This window comes from Brevibacillus sp. NPDC003359 (assembly GCF_042878995.1).
In the GTDB taxonomy this organism is placed as follows: domain Bacteria; phylum Bacillota; class Bacilli; order Brevibacillales; family Brevibacillaceae; genus Brevibacillus.
This window is the reverse complement of record NZ_JBIAOR010000001.1, coordinates 1,763,596-1,775,688: the sequence shown is the minus strand read 5'-3', so window position 1 is coordinate 1,775,688 and position 12,093 is coordinate 1,763,596. Positions and strand designations below refer to the sequence as shown.

Below are 12,093 nucleotides of genomic sequence, written 5' to 3'. Positions count from 1 at the left end.
CAAAAGGAGGAATTGTTTCATGAAGCGAAAACCGATGCAGGGAATGCTGGCCGCTGCACTTTTGGTCACATCTCTGTGGAGCGGGACACCGGCGCTTGCCTACACTATTGGTGATGAAGAAAAAATTGACGCGAGCAAGCCTGAAATTTCTGGAGCCGGTTATGACATTTCCAAAAAATATGCCGTGTGGATGGTTGAAGGGGAAGAAGCCGTAACCCTTTACAATCTCGATAAAGGTACACAAACTCAAATTGGCGACAAGGAATCTGAAAAGACGAATCCAAAAGTCGATGGTGAGTATGTCGTGTGGATCGACTCCCGTGACGGAGGTTCGAACGTCTACTTGTACGACATCGCGAAGCAAAAAGAAACCCGATTGTCAGACGGGTCAGCATCTGTCGATGGAGTGGAGATCGGGGATAAAAACGTTGTCTGGACAGATAACGGGGATGTTTATCTGCACAAAATTTCTACAGGAGATACAGAGATCGTATCTGCGAGTGGAAAAGCAAGCAACCCAGTGGTAAGCGATGCATATGTCGCATGGGAAGATGATCGTGATGGCAACGGCGATATTTACTATTACGATATCAAGAAGAGAGAAGAAAAGGCAGCTGTCGTCCAAAAAGGCGATCAAGGGCGTCCTACTCTTTCCTCGAATAAAATTTTGTACGAGAATCGCTCCTATAATCAAATCTACGTGCATACCATCAGCAATGGTAGAAATAAAGAATTGACGAACGGTTCGAATGACAAAGAATTTGTACATATGTACAAAGACGATTATGTGTATGCTGAAGATAATAATCTGATGTATCGTACCGTCGATAAATCGTCCAAAAAGAAACTTGACTCCAACCTTTATGGAAATGTAGGGCCGAGAATTTATGGCGACTATGTTTTGTATGCCAAAAAGGACAGTAATAAAAGGCTCCAGCTTCACCTGTATGATCTGGACGAGAAAAAGCAAGTTCCGCTGGGGAGTGTAGGTGGCAATCCTATTGATCCAAGTGGTCACGATCGCTATGTCGCTTATGCATCAAAGTCTAAGAATAACAATTCCATCGTTCTTTACGATATGGTAAAAGGAACGAGCAAAGCCATCAGTGACCCAGATCACGATGCAGCTCGCCCTGTCGTCAGTTCTCGTTATGTTGTCTGGTATGATCAGCGGGAAGACGCACTCTTCTCCTACGATATTCGGAAAGGCGTCCAAACGCAGATTACAAATGAAGATGATGATCAAAAGCCGAGTGAGAAGTTTTATGAAATCGACGGAGAGCGCCTATTGTGGGTCAATGTCGATCGCAGAGCAGAAGTGATCATCACAAATCTGTCCACTGGAAAGCATACGGAGGTATCAAGGCTGAAAAGTGAACCGTTGAGCGTTGATATTTATCAAAACTATGCAACCTGGGTAGTCGAAGAAGGTAAAAAGAAAGCAACGATTGTTCTCTACGATATCGAAGATGATAAAGAAAGAAAAATTCGTGATAACGTAAAAGTCGAGAAAGCAGAGCTTGGCGACAATTTCGTGGTTTGGAGCGAAGATACTGGCAATTCCAAAACAGGTTGGGATTTGTATTATTACAGCATCGACCGTCAAAAAGTGAATCCGTTGCTGCGATATACAGAAGGCGACCAGAAAAATCCACAGGCTTCACGCAATATGATTTTGTTCGAAGACAATCGTCTGTCCGGGAAAGGCAAACAGTCCTACTTTGAGCTGTATGATTTCGAAGAGGGGTCATTTAGCGATATCGAGTGGGATGATGATGCGGAAATCAAAAACCCGCGCATGGGTGGAAATCGCATTGTCTGGGTAGATGATCGCGACAAAGATCCGTACGTTTACACGTTGGCTTTCGCTTCGGGTGATGATGACGAAGACGACGATGATGATGATGAAAAAGACGAGGACTGATTCTGAATAAATAGAGTCAGACTCCATGAGAGAAAAACAGACGAAAGGATTTCTTTCGTCTGTTTTCTTTTATGTCCGGCATAAATACGGCTTCAAAAGGACGAGTGCTACGAGAAATAAAATGACTGCAACATAAGCAGGCAAGAGATGAATAAAATCGACATAGCCAACAGTAAAATGTATGCCTATGCCAGAAACAAAGCCTGGAATGCCTGCTAAAAACAACGTCCACCAAATCCACGCTTCTCCTCGCCTGATACCCCAAAGGCTAATCAGCAAGACGGCCAGGCCATTCGAAACTAATGCCCCGCCAAAGCCAGCACGGTCATGAGCAATCACCGGAATTAATCGCTCATTGTAAGACTGCAAGGTATCAGCAGACACACAGAGAAAGACGAGATCGGAAGGAACGAAGACACCTGTGACGCCAATGATCGAAATGATAAGACCAGCCCCTGTCAAACCGAATCCGATGATGACAAAGAGCAATTGTCCCCATAGAGCCATTCGCCAATCCCGATCATTGTGAAGCTGTGGTGGTAAGCGAGTCAAATGAACCTTTGCAGGTGTCCGTAATGCGAGCAAAAACAAGGGAAACAACACGAGCGCTAAAATCGCGTGCAAGTAATCGAAGTACCCGTATCCAATAAATAAAAAGATGCTGGAAAACCCAACGGCACCAGAGACGAGCAAGATGGTCCGCGTCCAGTGAATATCTTTGCGTAGGCCATGGTAGGCCAATTGGCTATACAAAATTCCTATGGACATCATCGTTCCAGCCAGGCTAATCCGATCGTGTGACATAAAAGAGAGGATCTGCGCATTAAGGAGCTCAAGCTGTTCGGCTGACATTCCGAGAAAACGTTCGTCATAGGGGAGGATGACGGTTGTTGCGGCGACCAGCCAAGCAAGTGCCCCACCGATGATCATGCCCATGCCCAACATGATTCCCCATATCCAAGAAGGAAATAAAAAAGCAGGCCGTTTTTCTTGAGGAGGGTCAGTGTCTGGTTGTGTTTGCAAGATGGCTTCGTTAATTCGTTTTGGCAAGCCGGGGCCAGAATAGACCAAGCCACTGTGCAACTGCACAAAATTGGCACCCGCTGCAAGAAGGGTCAGAGCATCTTGTGGCTCCAGAATGCCACCTGATCCAATAATAAGGGAATCTGACCACTGTTCCCGTGCCCAAGAGACAAATTTGACGGCTTGCTCGTGTGAACTCCTCCCAGTGATGTAAACAGAGTTGTTCGCACATGGTGAATCTTCCTGAATCATACCTCCAGCGACAACTAGACCGTTGAGTCCTGCTTCTTTTGCCGAGATAAAAATCGGGAGTGCTTCCGCTTCTGTAAGGCTAGGAGGGAGCGCCAGCAAGAGTGGCAGATCCGTTTGGCTACGCAAACTGCAAAAGTGTTCCTTCCATTCTGGCTGACTCCATCCTGGCTGTCCTATGTTCGCCCGCGTATCAATCGTGAAAAACGAACAAAAACGCTCCAGTTGGACGATCAGCTCCTGACGCTCTTCTGTGGCTTCTCTCAGGCTGGCTTCTGGTCGGCAGGCCAATCTGACTCCGATAGGAATTTTGATGCCAGAAGACCCCTCCAAGCGTCTCTGAAGGGTATATATCCCATTATTTACCAGAGAATTGGAATAGTGGATATTCATCGCTGCAACGTCACGTTGAACGGTGCCGTGAGAATCAATCGGTTCTTTGGACACAGGTCCCAGCTCTAGAAACCCGAAACTGAATTTGGACAGCGCCTGAATGGCGATGCATTCCAGGTCCAATCCGGCACCCAACCCGACTGGAGTAGGGAATGTGACAGGACCAATTGTTTTGGAGAGTTGTGAGGGAGGCTCCATATGTCCCATCCATTCGATGATGAACGAACCACCCGGAATTTTTGCCAAAGCGCCGATTGCCTGCAAGGTAATAGATCGGGCCCGTTCGGGTGGCATGAGAAAGAGAAGTGGCCGAAACATCGTTTGATACGACCAGTCTGGCATGGCAGCATCGCCCGCCTTTCCTGATTTTTCCTATCCCCATCTTATCTCAAAATGTTGGCATAAAAAATAAAAAAAGCTGCTCTCTCGTGAAAGAGGCAGCCGTTTTTTGGTTTCGGATCGCTTAGCCAGAAATGGCGGTTTGTCTTTTTACGACTTTGATCGTTTTCAGTGTCTCATCTTCAGGGCCCTGTACAGGTAACCCGACTCGAATGTTTTCTTGAATGTACGCGATATTTTCATCGGTGATTACCTCGCCAGGCAGGAAAATCGGGATACCTGGAGGATACACCATGATGAATTCAGTGATGACCCGACCTGCTGCTTCCACTAACGGAATCGTCTCTGTTTCTGCATAGAATGCTTCACGAGGGGTGGTGGACAGCACAGGGATGTTCGGCAGTGAGATGGTGGGCTTCTCTTCTGCTTGTACGTGCGAAAATTCAACGGACAGATCACGCAAGCCATTTACCAGCGTACGGATAGATTCTTCCGTATCTCCCGCAGTAACGAAGCAGAGGATGTTGTACAGATCGCTCATCTCTACTTCAATGTTGTACTTGTCACGCAGCCAGTTCTCGACTTCCCATCCAGTAATTCCGAGATCGCGTACGTGGATGAGGAGCTTGGTTGGGTCCATCGCAAAAGTTGCAGGCTTTCCAAGGATTTCCTTGCCAACGCAGTAGATGCGTGGGATTTCGTTAATCATATCGCGTGCTTTTGCTGCCAGTTCCATCGCTTGGTCCGCAAGCATTTTTCCGTTGAGGGCCAAATGCTGACGCGCCATATCCAACGACGCGAGGAAGATGTAAGAAGTCGAGGTCGTCGTGAGCATACTCATTACAGTTTTAACCCGATCGACATCGACGAGGCCTTCCCGTACATTCAAGATCGACGTTTGAGTCAAAGAGCCGCCCAGCTTGTGTACACTCGTCGCTGCCATGTCGGCACCTGCTTGCATGGCTGAAATCGGCAGTTCCTCGTGAAAATGAATATGCACACCATGAGCTTCGTCTACCAAGACAGGAATTTCATAGTTATGCGCAGCCCGCACGATCTCACGCAGGTCACCTGCAATACCGAAGTACGTTGGGTTAATGACCAACAGGGCAGCAGCATCAGGATGGGCTTCCAGTGCTTTTTGTACGGCCTTCACTGTGATCCCGTGAGAAATACCCAGACGCTCGTCCATTGCAGGGTGAATAAAGATTGGGATTGCTCCAGCGAAAATAACCGCGGACATAATCGATTTGTGTACGTTACGCGGTACGATAATTTTGTCGCCAGGACTGCAGGTCGCCATGATCATCGCCATGATGGCACCGCTTGTACCTTGAACGGAAAAAAATGTATGGTCAGCGCCGAATGCCTCGGCTGCCAAATCTTGTGCTTCTTTAATCATTGCCTTCGGGTGATGCAGGTCATCCAATGGCGCGATGTTAATGAGGTCTATCGAAAGAGCGTTGTCCCCGATGAACTCGCGAAATGCCGGATGCATACCCATACCCTTCTTATGGCCCGGAATGTGAAATTGAATCGGGTTCCGGTTGGCGTGCTCCAACAACCCGCTGAACAAAGGAGTTTTCATTTGTCTCACTACGATCGCCTCGCTTTACTAATCAAGAATAATAAGGACAAAAACAAACAAATTGAGTATAGCAAAATAGGGGGGGAAAGCAAGCGAATTTTTATTCATGCTTGCGAGTGGTGGCAGGAGTTTGGCCTGTAAGCCGAGAAGGTCATTTACACGGGGTGATAAAAGGATGAAAACGAGAGTAACGGAGCTACTTCAAATTACATATCCGGTAGTTCAAGGTGGCTTGGCTTATTTGGCTTACGCAGACTTGGCTGCGGCTGTTTCTAACGCCGGGGGACTCGGTCAAATTACGGCTATGTCCTTGCCATCAGCGGATGCATTGCGACAGGAGATTCGCAAGGTCCGCACATTGACAGATAAACCATTTGGTGTGAATTATGCGATTGGGCAACACGGTCGACCGTATGAAGAAATGCTGGATGTGGCAATTGAAGAAGGGGTGGCGGCTATTTCAGTAACAGGAGGCAATCCAGAGCCGCTGCTGCGCAGACTCGATGGTCATCCCATCAAAAAGCTCGTGTTGGTTGCATCTGCCCGTCAAGCACAAAAAGCGGAATCGATCGGTGCAGACGCTGTGATGGCTGTTGGACAAGAAGGTGGGGGTCACTTGGGGCGTGATGATATCGGGACGTTTGTTCTGATTCCGCGTGTGGTGGATTCCGTGAAAATTCCGGTATTGGCAAGCGGTGGCATCGGTGATGGTCGGGGGATTTTGGCTGCGCTTACACTTGGCGCAGAAGGTGTGGAGATGGGGACGCGATTTATTGCGACAAAAGAGTGTGTCCATGCGCATCCTGCCTACAAAGAGGCGTTGGTTGCTGGATCGGAGCACGATACCGCAGTTATCAAGCGCACACTGGGAACACCTGCGAGGGTCGTTCGTACACTGGGCTCTGATCACATTCTTCAATTGGAAAAAGAAGGAGCAGGCTACGAACAGTTAAAAAGCTTCATCAGTGGAGAGAACAATTGCACATTTATTTATGAAGGCGACAGTCAGCGTGGTTTTGGTTGGGCAGGTCAGGTTATCGGCTTGATTGATGATGTACCAAGTGTCCAGCAATTGTTTGATCGCATGTTTGGCGATGTGAACAAGTCCTTGGACCGACTGCAGTCTTTTTCCTAAAACAAAAGAACAGGCCTGCGTTTTTCAAAAGAAAGCGGACCTGTTCTTTTGCATATATCTTAACTAAAGTAAGCGGGAGGCGATCTATCCACGAGAATTTCCCAATGTATAGAGCTTGCTCAACACGCCAAATGTTTCTTCGAGACGACTGAGCAATGCTTCTCCGTCTGCCAGGACGGGATCATGACGGTCAATGGTAATTCCACAGAGCAACTCCGCTTTTTTTACCTGTGCCAGCCTGTCCACCAGCTTTTTCACGCCAGGCGTACCAAGCTCTTTTTGAGAGGTGCTTGCTGGTTGCATATGATCTGGGGACCAGTGAAAATGCTCCGGAATCATCGCAATGACCTCATCTAGACGCTTGTTAAACGCATCGCTGATGACCTCTTTGGAAGGAGACTCGTAAATTACCGCGTACCAAACGAACAAATGTGTTCCCCACAAGCCGATTTGAAAGTGCGGATGTTTTTTGTAGCCGCGTTTATCATTAGCCCAGGCAACCCACGTATCTGCGGGTGGATTCACCGTACGGCGTGCATGCTTTGCTATGTGCGTAAACATTTCATCCCCGGTTGATACGGAGAGAAAAGGCGCAAAGTGTTGGCTGAGTGCTTCGAATTTGGGACGGATATTGGTTTTAATCGCGTCCATCCGAGCATCCAATCCATCAATGGCAAAAACATCAAAATCTTCTTGACGAAAGCCCGGAAACGTTGGCATGTAACAAACACCTCTTTTTAAGCATCATCGAACCCTACTGGAAAGAAAAGGGCGATCGTCCCCGTCAAGGGAGCTTGGAATCCTCCATATGATATCATACCATCCAGGAAAAAAATACATGCCGAGTTTTATGAATAGCAAAACCAAAGCCTGAATAATATGATATACCACTCACTCCCTTACGGCAAAAACGATAACTGAGTATTCTGTCAAAGGGAGGGGCCTGTAGAAGATGAATCTCGGCATGGAGTTGGAGTATTTTCATTTGGCAGTTTGGTTTGACCGCAAAACATTGCACGCGATGGTGCAGGCCCTGGTGGAAGCAGGGGTGAGCGTCACGTGGAAAGAATCTCCCGAGCAGTTTCACCTCCTCGTGAACACCACAGATGGCCGATCCGACTGGAAAATGCAGCGTTTAAATGGGTCCTATAAGCTGCACATTGCAGGCATTCCTGTCAATGATTCACGGGTGGCACTCGTACTGTACCACTTCGTAGAGCGGGCAAAAGGGCATGCCATGATCAAGGTCACTTTTGAAGAGTGCGTCTTGCTGAAGCAAATCCAGTACGGGGAAGTTGTCAGAATAGTGGAATTAAAAGGAGCTGAGAAAAAAGTGATCTATGAAAAATTTTGCAATGTAACGATGGATCAGGTAATTGCCGCGATGAAACGACGTGACTCGGAAGAACGAATCCCGGTGCTGCGTCTGGAGTTGGATTATGAATTGGCGACGTTGTATGACGCGATGCAAGCAAAGGACCAAACTCAAATAAAGCAGTCCACAGAGCGATTAAAACTGCTCCGTCGGGAAATGTTGCTTTTGGAAGCGTAGGCAGACTGGAGGATAGGCAAAGGACGATGAGTTTGACACAAACCAATACGGAATGAAAAAGCGACATCTCAAACAAATGAGGGTGTCGCTTTTTTTAGTGTGATAGTCGCCCATTTAGTAATTCTTGTTTTTAGAAAAGACTTGTTTGAATGGGAGGCCCAGCGGTTGTACAATAAAGAAGGTTTTTGACAGCATATTTACGCACGCGCCGGAAAGGAAGAAAAGTTTTGGAAGCATTCCTATCACAAATCCCCAATGTAGCGATCCTGCTTTTAGCTGTTATCGCATTGACACTGATCCTGTTATGGATCGTGATTATGCAGTCCGTCCGGGTTAGTCGATTGAGGAAATCAATCAACCGGATTATGACAGGAGCGGGAGGAGCCAATCTCGAGGAAGGGTTGCACAGATTGCTGGATCAGGTAGATGAGATGAAAAAACAGCATAGCGATCAGCAGTTTGCTATCAATCGACTGTCACAACGTATGGCAGCGCAATGTGGCAAAGTAGCGATTATCCGTTACAATGCCTTCGGGGATGTCGGCAGTGATCTTAGCTTTTCGTTGGCGATAACAGACGACGCTGGGAACGGCGTTGTGATCACCAGCATTTTTGGACGTGAAGAATCTCGGGTGTACGCCAAGCCGCTTGAGCAAGGGACATCGAGCTACCATCTGTCTGAAGAAGAACAGGCTGCGATCAAAAAAGCGATGACCTCAACGGTAGGGATATAAGTCCCTCTGAAATTCAATGAAACAGCAAGCATATGAATGAATCAGGGAGATCTTTTGGTTTCCCTGCCTCTGATTGCGGATATTCCGGTTTTTTGCTAAAATTCATCGTCATTTTGCTCAAGACTTTTGAGGGCACTTGAGGTATAATAAAGATGTCAAAAATGGCTTTTTTGCGAAAAACAAAAAGTAGGTGATCCGCCTTCATTACCCAAATCGATTTTCGATTCGCGGGGCAAGGCCAGGTTCTACAGCGTTCTTTTGTTGACACTTAGCGTATCTCCTCTGATTTGGATAACTGTTCGGTCGTACTCGACCCATGCAAACCAAAAGAATTGAGGAGATATTTATGGCACAGCGTTTAGCAACTAATTACGCCAAGGCCTATTTCACGGTGAATGAAGAAGAGCTGAACCAGTTCGTTTCGCTTTTCACCAATGATCACATTTCAGTCCAAGTCAAAGTGTGTGACAATGGCGATCGTGACGTAATCTTGAATGACAAGAACGGCGAAATTCAATTGAGTTTTTGCCGGGTTGGCAGCCGCTACTCATGCGACAGCTCGTATCTGATCCAAGATCGGCAGCTGGCAAATGCTATGAGAAAAGCAATGAAAACGTTCCGAGGCTATGGAATTGTCCACCGGATTTATGATGGCTTCACAATGGTGTATCACTACGATCAAGGATCGGTTGTGAGCATTCAGGAGCTAACCGGAGACGAAGAAGTGTCCATCTTTGAAAATAACTCTCTGCACATGGTCAATGAGCTGGAGGCGTTGTTCCAGCAAGTGGGCAGTGAGCAAGAGATTGAGTCCTTACGTCAAGAAACGGACCGATGGCTGGATTTGCGTAATTGGGCAAAGAGAACTGCCCCGGAAAAACTTCCAGCAATTGATGTTCGATTAGTTACGTTATCGCGGCGTCTATTTGAATTAGAAGTTTAGTGAGAAAAGGGTGCCTTGGGCGCCCTTTTTTATGTATCGCAGTGACTAATAAAACGCGGGTACCCCTTCTAACAAGGGATGCCCGCGTTTGCTTTGTGCCCTCACTTAGCGTAATGGCTTGCTCATATTGTACCAAATTACTCCAGCATGATCGGAGTCAGAAACACCGTTGTTGAGGTATCCATGGCTTTCATAGTAGCGAATCAAATCTTCCTTACACGTCAGCGTGATCGTCTCACGACCGGACGCTCTTGCTGATGCTTCCAGGTGTGCTAGGAGCATGGAGGCAATGCCACGTTTTTGAAAAGCGGGAGAAACCGCTAATCCTAAAATGGTTTGATGTCCGCCAGTCGCCGGATTTTCTTTAATCGTTTGAAACAAATCATCGGTAATGAAGGGGGATTCAGTGACAGGTCCATTGACCAAACCTGCAACGACCCCATCCGCCTCCGCTACCAAAAAACTGTCAGGAATCAATCGAATGCGCTTCTCAAATGCTTCTTGTGTCGCAGCTTCTTCTGGCGAGAAGCAAAGGTGCTCGATGGCGATCAATGCTGGCAAATCTTCTGTTGTGGCATTACGGATAGTAATCATGGGTTGCGATCCTCTCCATTCTGGTTCATTTCCTTTTCTGAAAGTTTAGCACACTTCAAAAGGGTTATGGGCGAGTGAGGATGGTAAAGTTTATCAAAAATAGCTTGAGAGTAAACGACAATATCCGGGAAGCGCTAAAAAACGAATAAGGGAAAATAGGCGAAAAGCCGTGTGTAGCAGGTGGCGGCGCTTCGTCCTATAGAGAAAGTCGTCAGCTTATTTGTATTGTTCTTTTAGATTATTGAAAAAGGGTATTGTCAAACTAGGCCTATGCATGGTATTGTTGTTTTCGTTGGAAACAGGATTAGGAACCAGGATTCACTTTAAAGGGTGGATAACAACGGAAACCGCCCCCGTTAGTGAATGACGCAGGTCCTAGCGATGTTTAACATTACACTCGTTAGGAAGGGGGAACCGAAAGATGGAATATTCGACTTTCGGAAGACACGTTGCTGTTGACACATGGGGAGTTCAGTTTGATTTGTTGAACGACGCAGAATTTTTGAAAAAGGAAATGATTGAGGCTGCTGAGGCATGCGGTGCTACGGTACTGAGTGTGCAAGCGAAGCAGTTTTCTCCTCAGGGTGCTACCGTACTGGTTCTGCTCTCGGAAAGTCACCTGTCCATTCATACGTATCCTGAGCGCGGCTTCGCAGCTCTGGATTGCTACACGTGTGGGGAAACCGTTGATCCGCAAATTGCCATCGACTACTTGGTTTCCGTGCTGAAGCCGGAAAAAACTTACGCGAAGAAATTAGTTCGTGGTTTGGGTGAACTGCAAGTTGTTGAGCCAGAAATGAAACTGGTTGAAGCGGCAAAGTAAGTAACAAATGGAAAAGTTTTCAAGAGGTGCGGGCTGATTCCGCACCTCTTTTATATGGAGCTTCGGATCAAGTTTGTCATCATGGAGTAACAGTAGGAATTCTGCGGCTAAGATCGTGGAGCAGCGAACGAAATTCCGTGGAAGTATTGGTAATCTGGCTTTTCATATCGGGCTTCACATAGACTTGATTGGTCCGATGCGTCGCTTCTTCATAAATATCTGCATGGATGGCGCGAAGCCGATCAAATGTGGCCGCATCGGAGGCTACTTGGATTGAAAAGTTGGGCACACGTGAACGAACGGCTGAGTGGACTTGCTGTTCAATTACGCGCGTTTGCTCAGGGCCAAAATTTTTCCGAACACGAATCCCGATGACGGCATCCGTACCATTTACGAGCACAGTAGCACGTTCTACACCAGGCACGTCATCTGCGGCCAAGGTGAGCTGTTCAGCCAAATCCTGATTAAAGCCATTGACCGTATAGCCGTTTCGATAATTGCGGGCATTGATTGTGCCAGTGTAGGCATGATAATCATGAGCGAGGCTGGTCCTGGCACCGGGGGCTTGCTGATTGGTGGTACTTTGTGTGTGCGCTTGATTTTTTGGATGGCTGCTCGAGCTTGCGCATCCGCTCATTATGGTTGCAATGATAACCAAGCCAACCAAATATTTCGGGCCGTACCGTTTCATACGTATGCCACCTCCATTTCTCTTAGTATGACGAAAATAAAGTCCCTTACTCAGGAAGTGGCTCCCGTAAAAAACTGCCCATTGTGCCACGTTTCACGACCTGTT

At 47.2% G+C, this 12,093-nt stretch carries 11 protein-coding genes; 6 read left to right on the top strand and 5 right to left on the bottom strand.

The window, feature by feature from the left end; translation table 11 throughout:
- The first annotated feature begins 19 nt into the window (after positions 1 to 19).
- Positions 20 to 1,924: a hypothetical protein gene (locus ACFYU8_RS08270; protein WP_390294097.1), complete on the top strand. Its 1,905-nt coding sequence runs from the start codon at positions 20 to 22 to the stop codon at positions 1,922 to 1,924.
- A gap of 69 nt (positions 1,925 to 1,993) precedes the next feature.
- Here the strand turns inward: ACFYU8_RS08270 and ACFYU8_RS08265 are convergent, their stop codons facing one another.
- Entirely contained in the window at positions 1,994 to 3,931 is a 1,938-nt protein-coding gene (locus ACFYU8_RS08265; RefSeq protein WP_390294099.1) for a beta/alpha barrel domain-containing protein, read from the bottom strand.
- Between the two features lie 121 nt (positions 3,932 to 4,052).
- The gene (locus ACFYU8_RS08260; protein ID WP_390294101.1) at positions 4,053 to 5,525 is read right to left on the bottom strand and encodes an aminotransferase class I/II-fold pyridoxal phosphate-dependent enzyme; all 1,473 of its coding nucleotides are present in this window, start codon (positions 5,523 to 5,525) and stop codon (positions 4,053 to 4,055) included.
- A 121-nt stretch (positions 5,526 to 5,646) separates the two neighbouring features.
- On the opposite strand from ACFYU8_RS08260, the gene ACFYU8_RS08255 reads away from it, so the two are divergent.
- Positions 5,647 to 6,651, top strand: a complete 1,005-nt coding sequence (locus ACFYU8_RS08255; RefSeq protein ID WP_390294103.1) for an NAD(P)H-dependent flavin oxidoreductase — start codon at positions 5,647 to 5,649, stop codon at positions 6,649 to 6,651.
- 84 nt (positions 6,652 to 6,735) lie between these two features.
- Here ACFYU8_RS08255 and ACFYU8_RS08250 read toward each other — a convergent pair whose 3' ends face one another.
- Positions 6,736 to 7,371: a YktB family protein gene (locus ACFYU8_RS08250; protein WP_390294105.1), complete on the bottom strand. Its 636-nt coding sequence runs from the start codon at positions 7,369 to 7,371 to the stop codon at positions 6,736 to 6,738.
- A gap of 232 nt (positions 7,372 to 7,603) precedes the next feature.
- Here ACFYU8_RS08250 and ACFYU8_RS08245 point away from each other — a divergent pair, with 232 nt between their 5' ends.
- The 3 genes from ACFYU8_RS08245 (at position 7,604) to ACFYU8_RS08235 (ending at position 9,880) form a co-directional block, all read left to right on the top strand.
- The gene (locus ACFYU8_RS08245; RefSeq protein WP_390294107.1) at positions 7,604 to 8,203 is read left to right on the top strand and encodes a hypothetical protein; all 600 of its coding nucleotides are present in this window, start codon (positions 7,604 to 7,606) and stop codon (positions 8,201 to 8,203) included.
- Positions 8,204 to 8,430: 227 nt separating this feature from the next.
- On the top strand, positions 8,431 to 8,937 hold the full coding sequence (locus ACFYU8_RS08240; RefSeq protein ID WP_390294109.1) for a DUF4446 family protein: 507 nt from the start codon (positions 8,431 to 8,433) through the stop codon (positions 8,935 to 8,937).
- Positions 8,938 to 9,283: 346 nt separating this feature from the next.
- A complete protein-coding gene (locus tag ACFYU8_RS08235; protein ID WP_390294111.1) occupies positions 9,284 to 9,880 on the top strand; it encodes a hypothetical protein in 597 nt (198 codons plus the stop codon).
- A gap of 105 nt (positions 9,881 to 9,985) precedes the next feature.
- On the opposite strand, the gene ACFYU8_RS08230 is transcribed toward ACFYU8_RS08235, so the two are convergent.
- Entirely contained in the window at positions 9,986 to 10,474 is a 489-nt protein-coding gene (locus ACFYU8_RS08230) for a GNAT family N-acetyltransferase (RefSeq protein WP_390294113.1), read from the bottom strand.
- Between the two features lie 421 nt (positions 10,475 to 10,895).
- Between ACFYU8_RS08230 and speD the strand changes: the two genes are divergently transcribed.
- Positions 10,896 to 11,297: an adenosylmethionine decarboxylase gene (speD, locus tag ACFYU8_RS08225; protein WP_007723244.1), complete on the top strand. Its 402-nt coding sequence runs from the start codon at positions 10,896 to 10,898 to the stop codon at positions 11,295 to 11,297.
- A gap of 79 nt (positions 11,298 to 11,376) precedes the next feature.
- Here speD and ACFYU8_RS08220 read toward each other — a convergent pair whose 3' ends face one another.
- The gene (locus ACFYU8_RS08220) at positions 11,377 to 11,988 is read right to left on the bottom strand and encodes a YhcN/YlaJ family sporulation lipoprotein (RefSeq protein WP_390294115.1); all 612 of its coding nucleotides are present in this window, start codon (positions 11,986 to 11,988) and stop codon (positions 11,377 to 11,379) included.
- Positions 11,989 to 12,093 lie beyond the last annotated feature (105 nt).

Bases quoted from the DNA above. Each gene is read 5' to 3' on its own strand.
- ACFYU8_RS08270 (WP_390294097.1), top strand. From the start codon at position 20: ATGAAGCGAAAACCGATGCAGGGAATGCTGGCCGCTGCACTTTTGGTC.
- ACFYU8_RS08265 (WP_390294099.1), bottom strand. From the start codon at position 3,931: ATGCCAGACTGGTCGTATCAAACGATGTTTCGGCCACTTCTCTTTCTC.
- ACFYU8_RS08250 (WP_390294105.1), bottom strand. From the start codon at position 7,371: ATGCCAACGTTTCCGGGCTTTCGTCAAGAAGATTTTGATGTTTTTGCC.
- ACFYU8_RS08245 (WP_390294107.1), top strand. From the start codon at position 7,604: ATGAATCTCGGCATGGAGTTGGAGTATTTTCATTTGGCAGTTTGGTTT.
- ACFYU8_RS08235 (WP_390294111.1), top strand. From the start codon at position 9,284: ATGGCACAGCGTTTAGCAACTAATTACGCCAAGGCCTATTTCACGGTG.
- ACFYU8_RS08230 (WP_390294113.1), bottom strand. From the start codon at position 10,474: ATGATTACTATCCGTAATGCCACAACAGAAGATTTGCCAGCATTGATC.
- speD (WP_007723244.1), top strand. From the start codon at position 10,896: ATGGAATATTCGACTTTCGGAAGACACGTTGCTGTTGACACATGGGGA.
- ACFYU8_RS08220 (WP_390294115.1), bottom strand. From the start codon at position 11,988: ATGAAACGGTACGGCCCGAAATATTTGGTTGGCTTGGTTATCATTGCA.